The sequence below is a fragment of the Citrobacter sp. Cf087 genome, assembly GCF_030334285.1.
GTDB lineage: Bacteria > Pseudomonadota > Gammaproteobacteria > Enterobacterales > Enterobacteriaceae > Citrobacter > Citrobacter freundii.
The window spans coordinates 1-20,239 of the sequence record NZ_JAOWED010000032.1; the positions used below are offsets into that span (position 1 = coordinate 1).

The window sequence follows — 20,239 nt, forward strand, 5'->3', positions numbered from 1 at the left end:
GGGTGGATCAGGGTAACAACCATTTTGATGTTGTCGCCCGGCATTACCATCTCTACGCCTTCCGGCAGTTCGATGGTACCAGTCACGTCAGTAGTACGGAAGTAGAACTGCGGACGGTAGCCTTTGAAGAACGGAGTATGACGGCCGCCTTCGTCTTTGGACAGAATGTACACTTCAGATTCGAACTTGGTGTGCGGCTTGATAGAGCCCGGCTTAGCCAGTACCTGACCACGTTCGATTTCTTCACGTTTGATACCACGCAGCAGAACACCAACGTTCTCACCAGCACGGCCTTCGTCCAGCAGTTTGCGGAACATTTCAACGCCAGTACAGGTAGACTTAGCAGTCTCTTTGATACCAACGATTTCAACTTCTTCACCAACTTTGATGATACCGCGCTCTACACGACCGGTAACAACGGTACCACGACCGGAGATGGAGAATACGTCTTCGATAGGCAGCAGGAACGGCTTGTCAATCGCACGCTCTGGTTCTGGGATGTAAGAATCCAGGAAGCCAGCCAGTTCGATGATTTTCGCTTCCCACTCTGCTTCGCCTTCCAGCGCTTTCAGAGCAGAACCACGAACGATCGGAGTGTCGTCGCCCGGGAAATCGTACTGAGACAGAAGTTCACGAACTTCCATTTCTACCAGTTCCAGCAGCTCTTCGTCATCAACCATGTCGCATTTGTTCAGGAACACGATGATGTACGGAACGCCTACCTGACGACCCAGCAGGATGTGCTCACGAGTCTGCGGCATCGGGCCGTCAGTCGCAGCAACAACCAGGATCGCGCCGTCCATCTGCGCAGCACCGGTGATCATGTTTTTAACATAGTCGGCGTGGCCCGGGCAGTCTACGTGTGCGTAGTGGCGAGTCGGGGTGTCATATTCAACGTGAGAAGTGTTGATGGTGATACCACGAGCTTTTTCTTCCGGCGCGTTATCGATCTGGTCGAATGCACGAGCAGCACCGCCGTAGGTTTTAGCCAGTACGGTAGTGATTGCAGCGGTCAGGGTAGTTTTACCGTGGTCAACGTGGCCGATGGTGCCGACGTTAACGTGCGGTTTTGTACGTTCAAATTTTTCTTTAGACACGGCTATATTCCTTACTATAGTGCTCTCCCCTATGGAGAGAGCACGGGACTTAGGTTTTAATCCTGTGGATTATTTACCACGGGCTTCAATAACGGCCTGAGCAACGTTGTTCGGCGCATCGTCGTACTTCAGGAACTCCATGGAGTAAGAAGCACGGCCTTTGGTCAGAGAACGCAGCTGGGTTGCATATCCGAACATTTCAGACAGCGGAACTTCAGCATGGATAACAACGCCAGTGACGTTGGATTCCTGACCACGAAGCATACCACGACGGCGGCTCAAGTCACCGATTACGTCACCGGTGTTCTCTTCCGGAGTCTCTACTTCAACCTTCATGATAGGCTCAAGCAGAACTGGTTTCGCTTTCTTAAAGCCATCTTTGAAGGCGATAGAAGCGGCCAGTTTAAACGCCAGCTCAGAGGAGTCAACGTCATGGTAAGAACCGAAGTGCAGACGCACGCCCAGATCAACAACCGGGTAACCAGCCAGCGGGCCAGATTTCAGCTGTTCCTGGATGCCTTTATCAACGGCCGGGATGTATTCGCCAGGAATTACACCACCTTTGATGTCGTTGATGAACTCGTAGCCTTTCGGGTTTGAACCCGGCTCCAGCGGGTACATGTCGATAACAACATGACCGTACTGACCGCGACCACCAGACTGCTTAGCGTGTTTACCTTCGATATCGGTAACTTTCGCGCGAATCGCTTCACGGTAAGCAACCTGAGGTTTACCGACGTTCGCTTCAACGTTGAATTCACGCTTCATACGGTCAACGATGATGTCGAGGTGCAGCTCACCCATACCAGCGATAATGGTCTGGTTAGATTCTTCGTCAGTCCATACGCGGAATGACGGGTCTTCTTTAGCCAGACGGCCCAGAGCCAGACCCATTTTTTCCTGGTCAGCTTTGGTTTTCGGTTCTACCGCGATGGAAATTACCGGCTCAGGGAATTCCATACGTTCCAGAATGATCGGGTGATCCGGGTCACACAGAGTGTCACCAGTGGTCACGTCTTTCAGACCGATAGCAGCAGCGATATCGCCCGCGCGAACTTCTTTGATCTCTTCACGTTTGTTAGCGTGCATCTGTACGATACGGCCGAAACGTTCACGTGCAGTTTTCACGGAGTTCAGGATGGTGTCACCGGAGTTAACCACACCAGAGTACACGCGGAAGAAGGTCAGGTTACCCACGAACGGGTCGGTAGCGATTTTGAATGCCAGAGCAGCAAACGGCTCGTCATCGCTAGCATGACGCTCAGCAGGAGTATCTTTACCGTCGTCCAGAATACCGTTGATCGCAGGTACGTCTACTGGGGATGGCAGGTAATCAATTACCGCATCCAGCATCGCCTGAACACCTTTGTTCTTGAACGCAGAACCACAGGTTACCAGGATGATTTCGTTGTTCAGAACACGCTGACGCAGAGCTTTTTTGATCTCTTCTTCAGTCAGTTCTTCACCACCCAGGTATTTCTCCATCAGCTCTTCTGAAGCTTCTGCAGCGGACTCGATCAGGTTCTGGTGCCATTCTTCAGCCAGTTCCTGCATGTCAGCCGGGATATCTTCATAAGTGAAGGTTACGCCTGCATCTTCTTCGTTCCAGTTGATGGCTTTCATTTTCACCAGGTCAACAACACCGGTGAACGCTTCTTCAGCGCCAATTGCCAGCTGCAGCGGAACAGGGTTCGCGCCCAGACGGGTTTTGATCTGACCAACAACTTTCAGGAAGTTCGCACCCATACGGTCCATTTTGTTAACGAACGCAATGCGCGGAACTTTATATTTGTTTGCCTGACGCCATACGGTTTCAGACTGAGGCTGAACACCACCAACTGCGCAGTAAACCATTACTGCACCATCAAGCACACGCATGGAACGTTCTACTTCGATAGTGAAGTCAACGTGCCCCGGGGTGTCGATGATGTTTACGCGATGCGGTTCATACTGCTTAGCCATACCAGACCAGAATGCAGTAGTCGCTGCGGAGGTGATAGTAATACCACGTTCCTGCTCCTGCTCCATCCAGTCCATGGTGGCTGCGCCGTCATGAACTTCACCGATTTTATGGTTTACACCGGTGTAGAACAGAATACGTTCGGTAGTAGTGGTTTTACCGGCGTCGATGTGCGCACTGATACCGATGTTACGGTAGCGCGCGATGGGTGTTGTACGAGCCATTTGATTCCTCGTTTATCTTTTAGGCGTTCAATTTAAGTAGCCCAAAGCGGGCTGCTTACTAGAAGCGCCCGCCTGGTGACTAAAACTCCGAAGGGATTACCAACGGTAGTGTGCGAACGCCTTGTTGGCTTCTGCCATACGGTGAACGTCTTCACGTTTCTTAACTGCAGTACCTTTGTTTTCTGCAGCATCAGAAAGTTCGTTCGCCAGGCGCAGAGCCATGGATTTATCACCGCGTTTACGAGCAGCTTCAACGATCCAACGCATTGCCAGAGCATTACGACGGACCGGACGGACTTCAACTGGTACCTGATAAGTAGAACCACCAACGCGGCGAGACTTAACTTCGACAGTCGGGCGCACGTTTTCGAGAGCTACTTCGAAAGCTTCCAGTTCGTTTTTACCAGAACGCTGAGCCAGGGTCTCCAGCGCGCTGTATACGATAGTTTCGGCAGTAGATTTTTTACCATCTACCATCAGGATATTTACAAATTTAGCCAGCAGTTCTGATCCGAACTTCGGATCCGGCAGAATTTTACGCTGACCAATGACGCGACGACGTGGCATGGAAATACTCCGTTGTTAATTCAGGATTGTCCAAAACTCTAAGAGTTTAGTTTGACATTAATATAAAACGTTTGGCCTTACTTAACGGAGAACCATTAAGCCTTAGGACGTTTCACGCCATACTTGGAGCGTGATTGCTTACGGTCTTTAACGCCGGAGCAGTCAAGCGCACCACGAACGGTGTGGTAACGAACACCCGGGAGGTCTTTTACACGACCGCCACGGATCAGGATCACGGAGTGCTCCTGCAGGTTGTGACTTTCACCACCGATGTAGGAAGTCACTTCAAAACCGTTAGTCAGACGAACACGGCAAACTTTACGCAGTGCGGAGTTCGGTTTTTTAGGAGTGGTAGTATATACACGAGTACATACGCCACGTTTCTGCGGGCATGCTTCCAGCGCAGGCACGTTGCTTTTTGCAACTTTGCGTGCACGTGGTTTGCGTACCAGCTGGTTAACTGTTGCCATTAAATAGCTCCTGGTTTTAGCTTTTGCTTCGTAAACACGTAATAAAACGACCTCATACAATATGAGGACGCAGAATTTTAGGTCGGTGTCGAAAAGGTGTCAAGAAATATACAACGATCCCACAATTACCAGGACATCTGGCTGGGATGCTTCACCGTAAGTCTGACGAAGTCAGTATAGCTAACCCTGACGACACTGTCTGAAATTTGACCGCTCAACCCGCGAGCCTTAATGTCTTCTTCCAGTACATAGACCTTAATGGAGGCATTTTGCAGACTTTCAAGGAAACGGCTTCCTTCGATTGCTGCCGTCACGCCATCCTGGAGCAATAAAAGTTCATCGTCTTTATCAATCAGACGAAGAAGAGAGGAGAAATCGGTAAGCCACGCGGAGCGATGTAGTGTGTGCAGCATGAGAGTCTCAAAACCTTAAAATGACGTCATAGTTGCCTAACTCACGGCGTAAATCTTCCGGTTCAAGCGCTGTCGCATCGATCACAAAATTACTCCCCTGCTGAAGGCCCCGCTCGCGTAATGAGGCAGCGCAGAGCCAACATTGATCGATATCGTACAACCCTAACAGCTTGAAGGTCGCGATATAGTCTCGCGCCAGCACGGCATCCGGTTGCTGTCCCTGAAGGATTTGAAAGACGCCATCACCGATAAAAAACACGCCGAGGTCTTCCGTTAATGCAGAGGTCGCCAGCAATGCATCTAACCCTTCACGGCCAGATGCGCTGCCGTGCGGCACGGTAGAAAAGACAAAAGCAACACGTTTCATCAGAATTGCACCACGCGATCGCAGGTCAGGGAAGCCTCAGCCAGCGATCCAAGCCCGCTGAGGTTAAAACCTGATTGTAAATTAGATCCTGCCAGCCCCAGCCGCTTTGCCTCAGTCTCATCAACCACGCCGCGTCGCAACGCCGCAGCCACGCAAATATTCAGTGTTACACCATGCTGTTGGTTCAGCTGTTGCCAGGCCCGTACCAGATCGTATTCATCACTGGCAGGCGAAGTGAGTAGGTTGGCGTTATACACACCTTCACGATAGAAAAAGACGCTGCTTAGCTCATGCCCTTCTTTGAGTAGCGCATGAGCAAATTGCAACGCGCTGCTCGCCTGCTGCGTGCCGTAGGCTGGCCCCGTCACCATGATGGCAAAACGCATTACTTATCTTGCCCCTGGAAATCGCCACTTTTGAACTGACGAATATAGAGGTAGACCGTATGTTTGGAGATGTTCAGCCGATCGGCGACCTGGTTGATGGCATCTTTAATATCGAAGATGCCTTTCTCATACAAATTCAGGACGATCTGGCGGTTCTTCGCGTTGTTGGAAACATTACGATCGGCATTCACTTCTTCGATTGTGAATTCCAGCGTCTGGGTAACCAGATCTTCCACCGAAGAAGCAAAGTTGACGGCAGAGCCCACTTCCGGGGTTTCCGGTGGGATAAAGGTATTCATTATCTGCGAGAAAGGGACATCAAGGTTCATGTTGATGCACAGCAGACCAATCACGCGATGCTCACGGTTGCGAATGGCAATCGTCACCGACTTCATCAAGACACCGCTTTTCGCACGTGTGAAGTAACACTTCGACACGCTGCTATCCGCACCCGTCATATCATGCAGCATACGCAACGCAAGGTCGGTAATCGGTGAGCCAATTTTACGGCCCGTGTGTTCACCGTTAGCAATGCGGATGGCCGAGCATTTCAAATCCTGCAAAGAGTGCAATACGATTTCACAATGGGAACCAATGAGCATCGCCAACCCGTCCACTACCGCTTCGTAGGATTTGAGGATATCGAAGTCGGTTTGATCGAAAGGACGTTGATCCAGCAAATCTAGCTCACTGGTTTCGTTGGTTAAAAGCGACCTGGACATGAAAAAAAGCACTCCTTTTCAGGAGCCTGTCGTTATGTTGTCAGGGCAGGCTCATCACTATTATAGGGGCATCTAAAGTAATACAGCGCACAAGGCGCTTTCCAGTATTAATTATATCCTGTCGATAATAAAAAACCGCCGCCCTGTGGGCGGCGGTTTCTGTTAGCTTATTTTTTGCTGCTGTCTGCAGCTTTATCTGCCGGTGCAGCATCTGGCTGCGCGTCAGCTTTCGGTGCCGGTTTGATGTCTAACAGTTCAACATCAAAGACCAGCGTAGAGTTGGCCGGAATGCCCGGAACGCCCGTTTTGCCGTAAGCCAGATCCGGTGGGATAACCAGCTGGATTTTGCCGCCTTTCTTGATGTTTTTCAGGCCTTCAGTCCAACCCGGGATCACGCCGTCAAGACGGAAAGAGAGCGGCTCACCACGGGTATAAGAGTTATCAAACTCTTTACCATCGATCAGCGTACCTTTGTAGTTAACAACCACGGTATCGCTGTCTTTCGGTGCAGCGCCGGTACCTTCTTTCTCTACTTTGTAGACCAGGCCAGTAGCCGAGGTTTTAACGCCTTTCTCTTTAGCAAATTTCTCGCGGTAAACTTTACCTTTGGCTTCGTTGTCAGCCGCGTCTTTTTCCATTTTTGCCTGAGCGGAGCTCTTCACGCGCGCTTCAAACGCCTGCAGAGTTTGTTCGATTTCCTGGTCAGACAGTTTGCTCTTGTCTGCAAACGCATCCTGAACACCAGCGATCAGCTGATCTTTATCCAGTTTGATGCCCAGCTTTTCCTGCTCTTTCAGAGAGTTTTCCATATAACGACCCAGGGACGCGCCCAGCGCGTAAGCGGCTTTTTGGTCGTCATTCTTGAATGCTGCTTTGCTGTCAGCAGTAGCGGCTGGTTTCGCAGCATCAGCAGCGAAGGTGATCGGGGCATGCAGAGCAACAGCCATTGTGGTCGCCAGCAGCGTTACTTTAAACAGTGATTTCATCCATATCTCCAGGGCCGGGGCATCTCACCCCAGGGTTAACTAACATAAAAATGTACTATAAAGCGTTGCAGAACAAATCAACATACAGGCACGCCCTATTATCACCACTTTTCAGACTCTTTTTGTTTAAATTAGTTTCGTTACCGAAGATTGAGTGCTGTGCAAACAGGCAAAGTTAAGTAGAATTCGCCGCAGTCCGCGATCTGCCGGAGAAAAAAGAAAGAGGTGAATCATGCAGGATACAACAATGGAAACTCGCCTGGCTGAACTGGAAAGTCGCCTGGCATTTCAGGAGATAACCATTGAAGAGCTCAACGTGACGGTGACCGCGCATGAACTGGAAATGGCCAAACTGCGCGACCATCTGCGTCTGCTGACGGAAAAGCTCAAAGCAACGCAACCGTCCCACATCGCGTCGCAATCTGAAGAGACCCCTCCGCCACATTATTGAGACGTAAAAAAGCGGGGATATCCCCGCTTTTTTTGTGTCCGAAAGCGCTAACGCTTATCGGATCTACTCACATATACCCAAAGGATTTCAAATCACAGCAAGGCGGCAAGCTTGAGGAAGTCCTGGGAGCATAGATAACTATGTGACCAGGATTCGAAAGCGCAGCCAACACCGCTGTGGGTTGAAAGACGAAGGGTATTAGTGGCAACCGCAGCCGCCGCCGTTACCTTTACCGCCACCGCCGCAGCAGCCTTCGCCGCCGTGCTCGTGACCATGGTCGTGTCCACCGCAGCAACCGTCATGACCGTGGTCATGATCGTGGTCGTGACCGTGCGCACCGTGAACGTGGCCGTGAGCCAGTTCTTCTTCGGTCGCTTCGCGGATAGCAACAACTTCTACGTTGAATTTCAGATTCTGGCCAGCCAGCATGTGGTTACCGTCAACCACAACGTGGTCGTCTTCCACTTCGGTAATTTCTACCGGTACTGGACCCTGGTCAGTTTCAGCCAGGAAACGCATGCCAACCTGCAGTTCGTCAACGCCCATAAAGACGTCTTTAGGAACGCGCTGCACCAGGTTTTCGTCGTACTGACCGTATGCGTCGTTTGCGCCAACAGCAACATCGAATTTGTCGCCAACTTCATGACCGTCCAGCGCTGTTTCCAGGCCAGAAATCAGGGAACCGTGACCATGCAGGTAGTCCAGCGGTGCACTCACCGGAGACTCATCAACCAACACACCGTCTTCTGTACGTACCTGATAGGCCAGGCTGACCACCAGGTCCTTTGCTACTTTCATGATATCTCCTGAGCATGGAAAGAATAGTGGCGCAGATTGTAGCGGAATTCTGCACCCGTGTACCCTCTAGCTTAAAAAAAGCTGCGCCATATCGCTAGTCCGGATGAAAAATCCCGATCACTTGCTCTTCATTGCGAACGTGCTCGCGCGCCTCTTTATCGGCTTCCCGCATCTGATGACCGCACTTAACACACTCAACAATATCGATATTATTTTCACGCCACATCGCCAGCGTATCCTGCGACTGGCAGGACGGACATTTTGCGCCTGCGATAAAACGTTTACGAATTGCCATGATTATCCTCTACTCAAATTCATCCCAGCCATCCAGCTGACGTCGCTCTTGCTGCATCTCTCGTTGGAAAATTTCCTCCAGCTCGCGCCGTGCTTCCCTTGCTCGAGAGATTTGTACCGTATCTGTATGCATGGGGATCAGTTCCCGCAGCATGCGCATATCCAGCCGACGAAAATGCAGCTGAGCACGCTGGGCCTGGTGCGGATGCATCCCCAGTGTAACCAGCGTTTTACGCCCCAACTCCAGCGCACTGGAGAACGTTTCGCGGGAAAACTGCGTCACACCGGCCTGTAATAACTCATGCGCCTCTACACGTCCGCGCGCTCGCGCAAGAATATGCAAATGCGGAAAATACTGTTGGCACAGTTCCACCAGTTTCATTGTGTCTTCAGGCTCATTACAGGTAATAACAATAGACTGTGCCGCCTCTGCTCCTGCGGAGCGCAACAGTTCCACCTGAGTGGCGTCACCGTAGTAGACCTTATAGCCATATTTGCGCATCAGATTCACCGCGCTGATATCTCGCTCCAGGACGGTAATACGCATTTTATTGGCCATCAACAGGCGACCAATAACCTGACCAAAACGCCCAAACCCCACCACAATCACCTGCGGTTTATCATCTTCCACCCAGGGTTTTTCGTCTTCCTCATCCGTGCCGTTAAACTGGCGGGAGAGCCATTTATCAATCAGCTTCATCACCAGCGGCGTGGTCATCATCGACAGCGTGACGGTCACCAGCAGCAACGCCATTTGGTCGCCCTGAAACAGCCGTTGCGAGGATGCCGTTGAAAACAGCACGAAAGCGAATTCACCGCCCTGACTTAAAACCCCGGCAAATTGCATCCGTTCAGAGCTTCTCATGCCGTTAAGACGCGCCAGTACATACAGCACCAGCATTTTAACGACCACCAGCACGATCACGCTCGCTGCCACCCACAGAATATGGGTGTAGAGCACGCCGAGATTGAGCGACATGCCAACGGAGATAAAAAACAGCCCGAGCAACAGTCCCTTGAACGGATCGATTGCCGTTTCCAGCTCATGTCGGTATTCACTTTCCGCCAGCAGCACACCCGCGATAAACGTTCCCAGCGCCATCGACAGCCCCAGCGCATCCATAAATAAAGCAGAACCCAGCACCAATAGCAGCGTGGCAGCGGTGAACACTTCCCGCACGCCAGAATCCGCAATGAAGCGGAAAACCGGACGCAGCAAATAGCGCCCGCCAATCAGCATGCCGGCAAAGGCCAGCACCTTCATTCCCACTTTAATCCAGTCAAAATGTTCGTCAGCAGACCCCGCCAGCAGCGGAACCAGCGCCAGCGCAGGGATCACCGCCAGATCCTGAAACAGCAGCACCGAAAAACCCAACTGCCCGGATTCACTGCGGTTCATGCCTTTTTCGCGCATCAACTGCAGCGCCATCGCGGTCGATGACATCGCCAGACCAATGCCCCCAACCACTGCCGCCTGCCAGGAGAACGCAGTGAGTATCAATAATCCGGCCAGCACCACCGCGCTCAGCATCACCTGCGCGGCGCCGACGCCAAAAATTGAACGCCGCAGTTGCCACAGCTTGGCCGGATTAAGTTCCAACCCAATGATGAACATCAGAAAAACCACGCCCAGCTCGGAAAAGTGCAGGATTTCATCCACATCGCTGATGAACCCTAATCCCCACGGGCCGATGGCAATACCCGCCAGCAAGTAACCCAACACCGGACCGATACCCAACCTGGACGCCAACGGTACCGCCGCCACCGCCGCGAAGAGAAACAACACTCCGGCTGTCAACAAATCTGAACCTTCCATCAGCGGCCTCCCACAGGGATCGGATTCGCCAGCCAGTCACCATACGCTTTCGCATGGCTGTCCAGCTCCTGCTTCGTTTGCCTTCTGGCCCAGTAAACGATAATAGGGCTCATCCAGTGCATGCGGCACATACCGGCCGTCAGCTCGAAAGGGCGCAGCACATCGCTCATTGGATAACGGTTTAGCGCGTCATAGCGGTAGGCACTTTCCGGTTCTCCGGTAGTGATAACGCTACGCCAGTACTTTCCCGCCAGTTGATTCCCTCCGGGACCGCTGGCAAATCCGCGGCTCAGTACGCGGTCAAGCCACTCCTTTAACAGCGCCGGACAGCTATAGGTGTAAAGCGGATGCTGAAAAACGATCACATCATGCTCACGCAGCAGCGCCTGTTCATGCGGAATATCGATAAAAAAATCAGGATAGTGCGCGTAAAGGTCGTGCACGGTAACATTGCTGAGCTGCATGGCCGGTTTAAGCAGAACACGGTTCGCGACCGAGTCCTGAGATTCCGGATGGGCATACAGCAGCAAGACTTTCGCTGGCTGGAACATCATCCCCCTCCCGGTTTTGTCTTTTGTCTATTTTCGACGTTTTGGGCTACCATTGCGCCTCGGTGCGGCAAACGGCCCGCACATTACATTATCATAATGATAAATTAACATAGTCTGAACATACGGCGCCTTATGATTGTTTTCTCATCGTTACAAATTCGTCGCGGCGTGCGCGTCTTGCTGGACAATGCCACGGCCACCATTAATCCAGGGCAGAAGGTTGGCCTGGTAGGTAAAAATGGCTGCGGTAAATCTACCCTGCTGGCATTGCTGAAAAATGAACTCAGCGCCGACGCTGGAGGATTTACCTATCCGGGAAACTGGCAGCTCGCGTGGGTGAATCAGGAAACGCCTGCGTTGCCACAGCCCGCGCTGGAGTACGTCATTGACGGTGACCGCGAATATCGTCAACTGGAAGCGCAGTTGAACGACGCCAACGAACGTAACGATGGACATGCCATTGCCACTGTCCATGGCAAGCTGGATGCCATCGACGCCTGGACCGTGCGTTCACGCGCCGCCAGCCTGCTGCATGGCCTCGGTTTCTCCAACGAACAGCTTGAACGGCCGGTCAGCGACTTCTCCGGTGGCTGGCGTATGCGCCTCAACCTGGCCCAGGCGCTGATTTGCCGTTCAGACCTACTACTGCTCGATGAACCTACCAACCACCTCGATCTCGACGCGGTGATCTGGCTGGAAAGATGGCTGAAAAGCTATCAGGGCACGCTGATCTTGATCTCCCACGACCGCGACTTCCTCGATCCGGTGGTGGATAAAATTATTCATATCGAACAGCAAACCATGTTCGAGTACACCGGCAACTACAGCGCGTTTGAAATCCAGCGTGCGACCCGCCTCGCGCAGCAACAGGCCATGTACGAAAGCCAGCAGGAGCGCGTGGCACATCTGCAAAGCTATATCGATCGTTTCCGCGCTAAAGCAACGAAAGCAAAACAGGCGCAGAGTCGTATCAAAATGCTGGAACGCATGGAGCTGATTGCCCCAGCGCACGTGGACAACCCGTTCCACTTCAGCTTCCGTGAACCGGAAAGCCTGCCAAACCCGCTGCTGAAGATGGAAAAGGTCAGCGCTGGCTACGGCGATCGCGTCATTCTCGATTCGATCAAACTGAACCTGGTGCCGGGTTCCCGCATCGGTCTGCTCGGTCGCAACGGCGCGGGTAAATCGACGCTGATTAAGCTGCTGGCCGGCGAACTGGCCCCCATCAGCGGCGAGATTGGCCTGGCGAAAGGCATCAAGCTGGGCTACTTCGCGCAGCACCAGCTGGAGTTTTTACGCGCTGATGAATCACCAATTCAACATCTGGCGCGCATGGCGCCGCAGGAGCTGGAGCAGAAACTGCGAGACTACCTGGGTGGATTCGGCTTCCAGGGCGATAAAGTCAGCGAAGAGACTCGCCGCTTCTCCGGTGGCGAAAAAGCGCGTCTGGTGCTTGCATTGATCGTCTGGCAGCGCCCGAACCTGCTGCTGCTCGATGAACCGACCAACCACCTGGACTTAGATATGCGTCAGGCGCTGACCGAAGCGCTGATCGATTTTGAAGGCGCGCTGGTTGTCGTCTCGCACGACCGTCACCTGATCCGCTCCACCACCGACGACCTCTATCTGGTACACGACAAGAAAGTCGAGCCGTTTGATGGCGATCTGGAGGATTATCAGCAGTGGCTGAGCGATGTCCAGAAACAGGAAAATCAGAGCGACGAACCAGCGAAAGAGAGCGTTAACAGCGCCCAGGCACGTAAAGACCAGAAGCGTCGTGAAGCGGAACTGCGCACTCTGACGCAACCGCTGCGCAAAGAGATCATCCGTCTGGAAAAAGAGATGGAGAAACTGCACGCGCAGTTAGCTCAGGCGGAAGAGAAACTCGGCGACAGCGAACTGTACGACCAAAGCCGCAAAGCCGAACTCACCGCTTGTCTGCAGCAGCAGGCCAGTGCGAAATCCGGGCTGGAAGAGTGTGAAATGGCCTGGCTGGACGCTCAGGAACAACTTGAGCAGATGTTGGGTGAGTAAGGTTTTGCCGGATGGCGACGCTGGCGCGTCTGATCCGGCCTACATAAAGCGTGCGGCCTGCTGCCCGTAGGCCGGATAAGGCAAAGCCGCCATCCGGCAAAAGCCCAGCTTAGCGTTGCATCGCCAGACGCTGGCGGATTTCTTCGAAATGCTCGCGGTTAAACAGCTTGCCGTTGAGAAAACGAGTTTTCAGCTCCCCTTCCTGCTCTTGTTTCCAGGTTTGTTCATCATGCAGACGCAGTTCCCCTTGCTCATCACGCGTGACGCGAAGCAGACCACGGGCTGAACGCTTCAGGCCATTATCGGTTTTCGGCTCTTTGAAAATCGTCCGGCCTTTGCCGTCGACTTCTCCCCACGTCGCTTTCATCGCAAAACCGAAGGTGTCACGCGTGTTGTACTGATAGGTAAAGGAACCGACGCCAAACACGACGTTTGAACTGGCAAATCCTTTCGCTTCCAGACGACGCAGGATCTCATTCGCCCGCTCAAGGGTGATGGAGTCGCCATAAATCAGTCCAACATGTGGGTCGAGCACCTTGTAACCTTTGGCGTTAATCGTACCGCCAAAAATCTCCCACAGCACTTCCACGGACCCTTTCTCCTGAGCGGTACGATCGCTGCTTGTATCGTTATCTTCGCCAGTACCGCACAGAATCTCTACCGGGTTGCCGCTATCCGGACGGAATACCACACGACCTTCACGCGCCAGAATGATGCTCTTCAGTTCGCGAGTAAATTCCGTCAGCACCTGCCAGTAGTCCCAGGTATCAGATACTATCGATACAAATCCTTGCGGGTAGAGATCGGCAATCAGGCGGCGGAAGGTTTCAATCTCATGCTCGCGCTCGCCCATACACATCACGCTGTGTTCAGTAGCTGGAATGCTGGCGCCGATAAAATAGGGCTCGCCGTCGGTGTAGTAATCGCGGGCGTACAACAGAGATGGAATACTGTCGGTCCCTTTAAAGCTCAACAAATGCCCACTGCCCGCCTGCATGGTGTCCTGTAATCCGGACATACCGCGAAATGAAAAGTCATGGCACTGGAAGTCAAGATGCGTCAGGTCGCTACAGGTTTTCTGTGCCCAGCGTGCGCAGATTTTACGGTAATGGTGAGCAATCGTGGCGTTTGTCGACGCTTTCCACAATTCCGCCGACAGGACGGTCTCCAGGTAATTCACCAGCCAGAAAAATTCGGGTTTGGTGTTGATAATGGTTAAAACCGGCACAGTCATTGGAACTTTGCTACCTTCATCCAGCGCCTTGATATGCAGCGGCAGATAGCCCAACTGATGCAATGCACGAATATGGTCCACCGCCACCGCATCTTTGCCGAGATAGCTATCCATGACCTGTTTGTATTCACTCACAACCTCATCTTCCGGGCGGGCAAAGAACGCCTCATTAAACAGGTCGACTAAAAACCACTGCATAAACCCCTGCAGGCCGAAAAATACCAGTTTGCCATCCGCCAACGGCGAGGAGAAAAAGCGATCGCTGCGTGGGGTAAAGTTGGAATATACGCGACGGGTGCCCTGCGGATACTGAACGCGGTGAGACACTTTGTAGCCGTCGATAGCTAAAATTGGATTCATTTTCATAATCAGTCTCTCTCTCAGGCGCGGTAAATCGCGTCAATATCGATAAGTTCAAGCTGCGGATGTTCCAGCGTCGGGGCAGCTAAAGAAGTGGTGGTGTAGATGGCGTCAATACCGTTAGCAAACAGGTGTTCAACGCCCTTAGAAAAGATCCCGTGGGTGACGTACAGGCTAACGCTGCGGGCACCGGCATCACGTAGCACCTGCGCAGAACCTATGAAGGTGCCGCCAGCATCACACAGGTCGTCGACAATCAGCAGATCCCTCCCCCTGACGTCTCCGGCCAATAACGCAAATCCCGTCAGGCTGCCGCTTGCCACATCACGTTTTTTGCTCAGGATGGCGTACTGCTCCACACCGGCCGCTCTGGCTACGGCATCAATCTTCTTCAGCGATCCTGCATCGGGAGCAACCAACATCAGCGCGTTTTGCTGAAACAGCCGCGATAATGACGCGCTTTGCATCAGGCAAACCTCCTGGGGGATCGCCACAAAGTTGTCGATTGCAGCCGCCGCCGCGTCACTGTGCGGGTCGAGCACGTTGACCTTGTCAAATTTCAACGTATTGAGCTGACTGGCGAAGACTTTCAGCGCAAAGCTGTCACCCGATACCATATGTCTGTCCTGACGCGCCCACGGCAGCCAGGGAAGGTCGAGATGGCTGACCAGAACATCGGTCTGATGACGGACCGCCTCAACCAGTTGCGCCAGCAGCATAAAATCGTTCATATCGCGCATAGCCGTGGCACGGATGCGCATCAGGCGAGCAAAGGTTGGCAACGCATCGGTGACTTTTAACCAGACAGCACCATCAGGAAAAACACCGCTGGCAACGGCATAGACCTGGTCGTCCAAAGTTAGTGTCAATTTTATGTTCATCGCGCTCACCCCTTAATTGTGTCCCTTCGACACAATTAATAATGTCTCTAAGACACATATTAAGCAAGCAGAAAATGAATTATTTTTAAGCTGTTAGTTAATCTACTGATAAATAATGAGAAAAAACGAACCTTGCCCCCCGGTGCCGGGCTGGTACACTTATCAGCGTTACAAATCATCGTGAGTACCTTATGACCACCGAAGCCGACTACCTGAATCAGTACGACGCCAGCCGCTTCCCTTCACCTCTGGTGACGGTAGATAGTGCGTTATTTACCCTGCATCAGCAGGCGCTGTGCGTATTACTGGTCGAGCGGGCAAAGCAGCCGCAAAAAGGACGTTGGGGATTACCCGGCGGCTTTATTGATATCGAAAACGATGATTCAACCCGTGCCACCGCGCTGCGCAAGCTCACTGAAAAAACGGGTGTTTCGCCTTCGTGGCTGGAACAAATGGATACCTTTTCCGGGCCTGATCGTGACCCGCGCGGCTGGAGCCTGACGGTCACCTGGTTTGCACTAATCGCCTGGGTAGACTGCTCGCCCCATATCGCCAGCGTCAGCAATGCCCGTTGGGTGCCGGTTGATGAGTTGAAAAACTATTCACTCGCGTTTGATCACGAGAAAATCATTACAGCGGCGCTGCATCGCTTGCGGCAAAAAACGATGTACTCGCTCCTGCCAGTGTACTGCTTGCCGGAAACATTTACCCATGGGCAACTACTCGAAGCCACTGAGGTGATCCTCGGTCAGTCGATCCAGCGTAAAAGTCTGATTCGTCGCTTTGAAGCGTCAGGAATGTTTGAAGATACTGGAGAAAGCGTGGCGACAGGGACGCGTAAAGCCCGTCTGTGGCGACGTAAACCTAACGTCGATTTTCATTTTTTCTCGCGTAACCTGCTGACTGACTAGCGACAAAATCACATATTGGCTAACCCGCACGCGCTGTGCGCGGTATAGTTATTCTTTCCGATTATTAATTGCTCCGGTGTTATGGTTGAAATCACGTCCACAGAAATGACCCCACCTACCGACGATTCGCGAGAATTCCGCCCGATGCGCGGTATCAGTAACCGCCATCTGCAGACGATGCTGCCGCGATTAATTCGCCGTAAGGTGAAGTTCGACGCCCACTGGCAGCGTCTGGAATTGCCCGACGGTGATTTCGTCGATCTGGCGTGGAGTGAAGATCCACAACAGGCGAAACACAAACCGCGCCTGGTGGTTTTTCACGGTCTGGAAGGTAGTCTGAACAGCCCCTACGCACATGGCCTGATTGAAGCAGCACAAAAGCGCGGCTGGCTGGGCGTGGTAATGCATTTTCGCGGTTGCAGTGGTGAGCCCAATCGTTTGAACCGTATTTATCACTCCGGTGAAACAGAAGATGGCACCTGGTTTTTACACTGGCTGGATCGTGAGTTCGGTCACGCACCGACCGCCGCGGTAGGTTATTCACTCGGTGGAAACATGCTGGCTTGTCTGCTGGCAAAAGAAGGCAACGATATTCCGATAGATGCAGCGGTTATCGTTTCTGCGCCTTTCGTGCTCGAAGCCTGTAGCTACCATATGGACAAGGGCTTTTCCCGTGTCTATCAGCGCTACCTGCTCAATTTATTGAAAGCCAACGCCTCGCGTAAGCTTGAGGCGTATCCCGGTTCGCTGCCGGTAAGCCTGGCCCAGTTGAAATCTTTGCGCCGCATTCGCGATTTTGACGATCTGATCACCGCCAAAATCCACGGTTTCGCCGATGCTATAGACTATTACCGCCAGTGCAGCGCCATGCCGTTGCTCAATCGGATCGCCAAACCAACGCTGATTATCCATGCTAAAGACGATCCGTTTATGGATCATCACGTGATCCCGAAACCGGAAAATCTGCCTTCGCAGGTGGAATATCAGCTGACTGAACATGGCGGCCACGTCGGATTTATTGGTGGCACAGTGCGCCGTCCTGAGATGTGGCTGGAATCAAGAATCCCGGACTGGCTGACAACGTATCTGGAGGCGTCATCATGATTATCCCATGGCAAGATATCTCTCCGGACGCGCTGGACAATCTGATTGAAAGCTTTGTCTTGCGTGAAGGCACCGATTACGGTGAACATGAACGCTCGCTCGAACAAAAAGTCGCCGACGTCAAACGCCAACTACAATCAGGTGAAGCCGTGCTGGTGTGGTCCGAACTGCATGAAACGGTCAACATTATGCCGAGGAAGCAGATTCACGAGTAATCCGTAGCCGCCGGCCGACTTTACTATAATTACAACCATTTCATGGAGTTGTTATGTCTGCCAAACATCCGGTGATTGCGGTAACAGGATCCAGCGGCGCGGGGACCACCACCACCAGCCTCGCGTTTCGTAAAATTTTCGCGCAGTTAAACCTGCGCGCCGCCGAGGTGGAAGGTGACAGTTTTCACCGCTATACCCGTCCGGAAATGGACATGGCGATTCGCAAAGCACGCGATGCCGGGCGGCATATCAGCTATTTCGGCCCCGAAGCTAACGACTTCGGTCTGCTGGAGCAAACCTTCATTGAATACGGCCAGACGGGCAAAGGTCAGTCGCGTAAATACCTGCACACCTACGATGAGGCCGTACCGTGGAATCAGGTTCCGGGGACATTTACGCCCTGGCAGCCGCTGCCTGAACCGACGGATGTCCTGTTCTATGAGGGACTTCACGGCGGCGTTGTCACCCCTCAGCAAAATGTGGCCCGGCATGTCGATCTGCTGGTTGGCGTGGTGCCGATCGTGAACCTGGAGTGGATCCAGAAGCTGACCCGCGATACCAGCGAGCGTGGACACTCGCGTGAAGCGGTGATGGACTCGGTGGTGCGCTCAATGGACGATTACATCAATTACATCACACCACAGTTTTCCCGTACGCATATCAACTTCCAACGCGTACCAACCGTCGATACCTCTAATCCCTTTGCCGCCAAGAGCATTCCGTCACTCGATGAAAGCTTTGTCGTGATTCATTTTCGTAATCTGGAAGGGATCGACTTCCCGTGGCTACTGGCCATGCTGCAGGGCTCATTCATTTCTCATATCAATACGTTGGTCGTACCGGGCGGAAAAATGGGTCTGGCGATGGAATTGATTATGCTGCCGCTGGTGCAGCGACTGATGGAAGGCAAAAAGATAGAGTGATATGTGGAAAGCGCCCGATGGCGCTTCGCTTATCGGGCCTACGACTCAACATCACCCTGTAGGCCGGATAAGGCAACGCCGCCATCCGGCATCAGCAATTACGCGGCAACCACTTCATAGGAGTGGGTAATGTTCACCGCCTTTTCCAGCATCAGCGCCACGGAGCAGTATTTTTCCGCCGAAAGATCGACCGCACGTGCGACGGAAGCATCTTTCAGATCGTTACCCGTTACGATGAAATGCAGGTTGATATGGGTAAACAGGCGCGGCGCTTCATCACGACGCTCGGAGGTCAGCTTCACTTCGCAGTTGGTCACATCCTGACGACCCTTTTGCAGGATCGACACCACATCAATTGCGCTGCAACCACCCGCAGCCATTAAGACCATTTCCATCGGGCTCGGCGCTTTATCACCGGAGTTACCGTCCATCAAAATCTGGTGGCCAGAAGCGGACTCACCGAGGAAGGTCAGCCCTTCAACCCACTTAACACGTGCTTGCATATTTTATTACTCCGATGCATCAATTTTCCTGACAGATTACGCGCACACAACAAATCTCGCAACGGAAGGCGACCTGCGTCATGCTGAAGCGAGACACCAGGAGACACACGGCGAAAGCTATGCTAAAACAGTCGGGATGCTACAGTAATACATTGACGTACTGCATGTATGCAGAGGACATCACATTACAGGCCGTCGCACGTATTGACAGCCCCCTTCCCAGGTAGCGGGAAGCACATTTTTGCAAACCCAGAGACAGGATGTTTTTTGACTCTGGAGACAGCTTATAACAGAGGATAACCGCGCATGGTGCTTGGCAAACCGCAAACAGACCCGACTCTCGAATGGTTCTTGTCTCATTGCCATATACATAAGTACCCATCGAAGAGCACGCTGATTCACCAGGGTGAAAAAGCGGAAACGTTGTACTACATCGTTAAAGGCTCAGTGGCAGTGCTGATCAAAGATGAAGAAGGGAAAGAAATGATCCTTTCTTATCTGAATCAGGGCGATTTTATTGGTGAATTAGGCCTCTTCGAAGAAGGTCAGGAACGCAGCGCCTGGGTCCGTGCTAAAACTGCATGTGAAGTCGCTGAAATTTCCTACAAAAAATTTCGCCAATTAATCCAGGTCAATCCAGATATTCTGATGCGCCTGTCCTCTCAGATGGCTCGCCGTCTGCAGGTCACGTCTGAAAAAGTGGGCAACCTTGCCTTCCTCGACGTTACCGGTCGTATCGCGCAGACTCTGCTGAATCTGGCGAAACAGCCTGATGCGATGACCCACCCGGACGGCATGCAGATTAAAATCACCCGTCAGGAAATCGGCCAGATCGTTGGCTGCTCCCGTGAGACCGTCGGTCGTATTCTGAAGATGCTGGAAGATCAGAACCTGATCTCCGCACACGGTAAGACCATCGTCGTCTACGGCACACGTTAACCCCATCGAAGTGGCGCGTTACCCCGTAATGCG

Annotated in this window: 22 protein-coding genes and 1 pseudogene; 7 read left to right on the plus strand and 16 right to left on the minus strand. The window is 52.6% G+C overall.

Features of this window, described 5'->3' with window-relative positions:
* The 9 genes from tuf to fkpA form a co-directional block, all read right to left on the minus strand.
* Window positions 1-1,097 (minus strand): elongation factor Tu (gene tuf / locus OGV57_RS21585; protein WP_118262821.1); only part of this gene is annotated, 1,097 nt, incomplete at its 3' end.
* 69 nt (window positions 1,098-1,166) lie between these two features.
* On the minus strand, window positions 1,167-3,281 hold the full coding sequence (gene fusA / locus OGV57_RS21590) for an elongation factor G (RefSeq protein WP_003023659.1): 2,115 nt from the start codon (window positions 3,279-3,281) through the stop codon (window positions 1,167-1,169).
* A gap of 96 nt (window positions 3,282-3,377) precedes the next feature.
* A complete protein-coding gene (rpsG, locus tag OGV57_RS21595; RefSeq protein WP_003023657.1) occupies window positions 3,378-3,848 on the minus strand; it encodes a 30S ribosomal protein S7 in 471 nt (156 codons plus the stop codon).
* Window positions 3,849-3,943: 95 nt separating this feature from the next.
* Window positions 3,944-4,318, minus strand: coding sequence for a 30S ribosomal protein S12 (gene rpsL, locus OGV57_RS21600; protein WP_286531714.1), 375 nt, complete (start codon window positions 4,316-4,318; stop codon window positions 3,944-3,946).
* 125 nt (window positions 4,319-4,443) lie between these two features.
* Entirely contained in the window at window positions 4,444-4,731 is a 288-nt protein-coding gene (gene tusB, locus OGV57_RS21605; RefSeq protein ID WP_003023651.1) for a sulfurtransferase complex subunit TusB, read from the minus strand.
* A gap of 7 nt (window positions 4,732-4,738) precedes the next feature.
* Entirely contained in the window at window positions 4,739-5,098 is a 360-nt protein-coding gene (gene tusC, locus OGV57_RS21610) for a sulfurtransferase complex subunit TusC (RefSeq protein WP_003837966.1), read from the minus strand.
* Window positions 5,098-5,484, minus strand: coding sequence for a sulfurtransferase complex subunit TusD (tusD, locus tag OGV57_RS21615; protein ID WP_054528842.1), 387 nt, complete (start codon window positions 5,482-5,484; stop codon window positions 5,098-5,100). The genes tusC and tusD overlap by 1 nt, the downstream gene beginning before the upstream one ends.
* On the minus strand, window positions 5,484-6,206 hold the full coding sequence (locus OGV57_RS21620) for a helix-turn-helix transcriptional regulator (protein ID WP_003023643.1): 723 nt from the start codon (window positions 6,204-6,206) through the stop codon (window positions 5,484-5,486). The genes tusD and OGV57_RS21620 overlap by 1 nt, the downstream gene beginning before the upstream one ends.
* Before the next feature lie 167 nt (window positions 6,207-6,373).
* On the minus strand, window positions 6,374-7,192 hold the full coding sequence (gene fkpA / locus OGV57_RS21625) for an FKBP-type peptidyl-prolyl cis-trans isomerase (RefSeq protein WP_003023641.1): 819 nt from the start codon (window positions 7,190-7,192) through the stop codon (window positions 6,374-6,376).
* A 232-nt stretch (window positions 7,193-7,424) separates the two neighbouring features.
* Between fkpA and OGV57_RS21630 the strand changes: the two genes are divergently transcribed.
* A complete protein-coding gene (locus OGV57_RS21630) occupies window positions 7,425-7,643 on the plus strand; it encodes a protein SlyX (RefSeq protein ID WP_003023639.1) in 219 nt (72 codons plus the stop codon).
* A 198-nt stretch (window positions 7,644-7,841) separates the two neighbouring features.
* On the opposite strand, the gene slyD is transcribed toward OGV57_RS21630, so the two are convergent.
* The 4 genes from slyD to kefG form a co-directional block, all read right to left on the minus strand.
* Window positions 7,842-8,441 carry a peptidylprolyl isomerase gene (gene slyD, locus OGV57_RS21635; protein ID WP_054528843.1) on the minus strand — a complete coding sequence of 200 codons (600 nt, stop codon included), beginning with the start codon at window positions 8,439-8,441 and terminating at the stop codon, window positions 7,842-7,844.
* A 94-nt stretch (window positions 8,442-8,535) separates the two neighbouring features.
* A complete protein-coding gene (locus tag OGV57_RS21640) occupies window positions 8,536-8,736 on the minus strand; it encodes a YheV family putative zinc ribbon protein (RefSeq protein ID WP_054528844.1) in 201 nt (66 codons plus the stop codon).
* A 9-nt stretch (window positions 8,737-8,745) separates the two neighbouring features.
* Complete coding sequence (kefB, locus tag OGV57_RS21645; protein WP_032937277.1) at window positions 8,746-10,551, minus strand: glutathione-regulated potassium-efflux system protein KefB; 1,806 nt, start codon at window positions 10,549-10,551, stop codon at window positions 8,746-8,748.
* Window positions 10,551-11,102: a glutathione-regulated potassium-efflux system ancillary protein KefG gene (kefG, locus tag OGV57_RS21650; RefSeq protein WP_003023629.1), complete on the minus strand. Its 552-nt coding sequence runs from the start codon at window positions 11,100-11,102 to the stop codon at window positions 10,551-10,553. Before kefG ends, kefB begins: the two co-directional genes overlap by 1 nt.
* A gap of 132 nt (window positions 11,103-11,234) precedes the next feature.
* Between kefG and OGV57_RS21655 the strand changes: the two genes are divergently transcribed.
* The gene (locus OGV57_RS21655; RefSeq protein ID WP_044701446.1) at window positions 11,235-13,136 is read left to right on the plus strand and encodes an ABC transporter ATP-binding protein; all 1,902 of its coding nucleotides are present in this window, start codon (window positions 11,235-11,237) and stop codon (window positions 13,134-13,136) included.
* A 109-nt stretch (window positions 13,137-13,245) separates the two neighbouring features.
* Here OGV57_RS21655 and OGV57_RS21660 read toward each other — a convergent pair whose 3' ends face one another.
* Both OGV57_RS21660 and prs read right to left on the minus strand, forming a co-directional pair.
* Window positions 13,246-14,736 (minus strand): nicotinate phosphoribosyltransferase, encoded by a 1,491-nt coding sequence (locus tag OGV57_RS21660; RefSeq protein ID WP_054528845.1) that lies wholly within the window; start codon window positions 14,734-14,736, stop codon window positions 13,246-13,248.
* 14 nt (window positions 14,737-14,750) lie between these two features.
* Window positions 14,751-15,611 (minus strand): ribose-phosphate diphosphokinase, encoded by an 861-nt coding sequence (prs, locus tag OGV57_RS21665; protein ID WP_003023622.1) that lies wholly within the window; start codon window positions 15,609-15,611, stop codon window positions 14,751-14,753.
* Window positions 15,612-15,802: 191 nt separating this feature from the next.
* Between prs and OGV57_RS21670 the strand changes: the two genes are divergently transcribed.
* From OGV57_RS21670 to OGV57_RS21685, 4 genes and pseudogenes are all read left to right on the plus strand, one after another.
* Window positions 15,803-16,522 (plus strand): NUDIX hydrolase, encoded by a 720-nt coding sequence (locus OGV57_RS21670; RefSeq protein ID WP_054528846.1) that lies wholly within the window; start codon window positions 15,803-15,805, stop codon window positions 16,520-16,522.
* Between the two features lie 35 nt (window positions 16,523-16,557).
* Window positions 16,558-17,626, plus strand: a pseudogene (locus tag OGV57_RS21675) (hydrolase).
* Window positions 17,623-17,841 (plus strand): YheU family protein, encoded by a 219-nt coding sequence (locus OGV57_RS21680; protein WP_003023615.1) that lies wholly within the window; start codon window positions 17,623-17,625, stop codon window positions 17,839-17,841. The pseudogene OGV57_RS21675 and the gene OGV57_RS21680 overlap by 4 nt, the downstream one beginning before the upstream one ends.
* A gap of 53 nt (window positions 17,842-17,894) precedes the next feature.
* Entirely contained in the window at window positions 17,895-18,764 is an 870-nt protein-coding gene (locus tag OGV57_RS21685) for a phosphoribulokinase (protein ID WP_003827751.1), read from the plus strand.
* A 98-nt stretch (window positions 18,765-18,862) separates the two neighbouring features.
* On the opposite strand, the gene OGV57_RS21690 is transcribed toward OGV57_RS21685, so the two are convergent.
* Window positions 18,863-19,267, minus strand: coding sequence for an OsmC family protein (locus tag OGV57_RS21690; RefSeq protein ID WP_003023611.1), 405 nt, complete (start codon window positions 19,265-19,267; stop codon window positions 18,863-18,865).
* Between the two features lie 306 nt (window positions 19,268-19,573).
* On the opposite strand from OGV57_RS21690, the gene crp reads away from it, so the two are divergent.
* Window positions 19,574-20,206 carry a cAMP-activated global transcriptional regulator CRP gene (gene crp / locus OGV57_RS21695; RefSeq protein ID WP_000242758.1) on the plus strand — a complete coding sequence of 211 codons (633 nt, stop codon included), beginning with the start codon at window positions 19,574-19,576 and terminating at the stop codon, window positions 20,204-20,206.
* Window positions 20,207-20,239 lie beyond the last annotated feature (33 nt).

Bases quoted from the DNA above. Each gene is read 5' to 3' on its own strand.
- fusA (WP_003023659.1), bottom strand. From the start codon at position 3,281: ATGGCTCGTACAACACCCATCGCGCGCTACCGTAACATCGGTATCAGT.
- rpsG (WP_003023657.1), bottom strand. From the start codon at position 3,848: ATGCCACGTCGTCGCGTCATTGGTCAGCGTAAAATTCTGCCGGATCCG.
- rpsL (WP_286531714.1), bottom strand. From the start codon at position 4,318: ATGGCAACAGTTAACCAGCTGGTACGCAAACCACGTGCACGCAAAGTT.
- tusB (WP_003023651.1), bottom strand. From the start codon at position 4,731: ATGCTGCACACACTACATCGCTCCGCGTGGCTTACCGATTTCTCCTCT.
- tusC (WP_003837966.1), bottom strand. From the start codon at position 5,098: ATGAAACGTGTTGCTTTTGTCTTTTCTACCGTGCCGCACGGCAGCGCA.
- tusD (WP_054528842.1), bottom strand. From the start codon at position 5,484: ATGCGTTTTGCCATCATGGTGACGGGGCCAGCCTACGGCACGCAGCAG.
- OGV57_RS21620 (WP_003023643.1), bottom strand. From the start codon at position 6,206: ATGTCCAGGTCGCTTTTAACCAACGAAACCAGTGAGCTAGATTTGCTG.
- fkpA (WP_003023641.1), bottom strand. From the start codon at position 7,192: ATGAAATCACTGTTTAAAGTAACGCTGCTGGCGACCACAATGGCTGTT.
- OGV57_RS21630 (WP_003023639.1), top strand. From the start codon at position 7,425: ATGCAGGATACAACAATGGAAACTCGCCTGGCTGAACTGGAAAGTCGC.
- slyD (WP_054528843.1), bottom strand. From the start codon at position 8,441: ATGAAAGTAGCAAAGGACCTGGTGGTCAGCCTGGCCTATCAGGTACGT.
- OGV57_RS21640 (WP_054528844.1), bottom strand. From the start codon at position 8,736: ATGGCAATTCGTAAACGTTTTATCGCAGGCGCAAAATGTCCGTCCTGC.
- kefB (WP_032937277.1), bottom strand. From the start codon at position 10,551: ATGGAAGGTTCAGATTTGTTGACAGCCGGAGTGTTGTTTCTCTTCGCG.
- kefG (WP_003023629.1), bottom strand. From the start codon at position 11,102: ATGTTCCAGCCAGCGAAAGTCTTGCTGCTGTATGCCCATCCGGAATCT.
- OGV57_RS21655 (WP_044701446.1), top strand. From the start codon at position 11,235: ATGATTGTTTTCTCATCGTTACAAATTCGTCGCGGCGTGCGCGTCTTG.
- OGV57_RS21660 (WP_054528845.1), bottom strand. From the start codon at position 14,736: ATGAAAATGAATCCAATTTTAGCTATCGACGGCTACAAAGTGTCTCAC.
- prs (WP_003023622.1), bottom strand. From the start codon at position 15,611: ATGAACATAAAATTGACACTAACTTTGGACGACCAGGTCTATGCCGTT.
- OGV57_RS21670 (WP_054528846.1), top strand. From the start codon at position 15,803: ATGACCACCGAAGCCGACTACCTGAATCAGTACGACGCCAGCCGCTTC.
- OGV57_RS21680 (WP_003023615.1), top strand. From the start codon at position 17,623: ATGATTATCCCATGGCAAGATATCTCTCCGGACGCGCTGGACAATCTG.
- OGV57_RS21685 (WP_003827751.1), top strand. From the start codon at position 17,895: ATGTCTGCCAAACATCCGGTGATTGCGGTAACAGGATCCAGCGGCGCG.
- OGV57_RS21690 (WP_003023611.1), bottom strand. From the start codon at position 19,267: ATGCAAGCACGTGTTAAGTGGGTTGAAGGGCTGACCTTCCTCGGTGAG.
- crp (WP_000242758.1), top strand. From the start codon at position 19,574: ATGGTGCTTGGCAAACCGCAAACAGACCCGACTCTCGAATGGTTCTTG.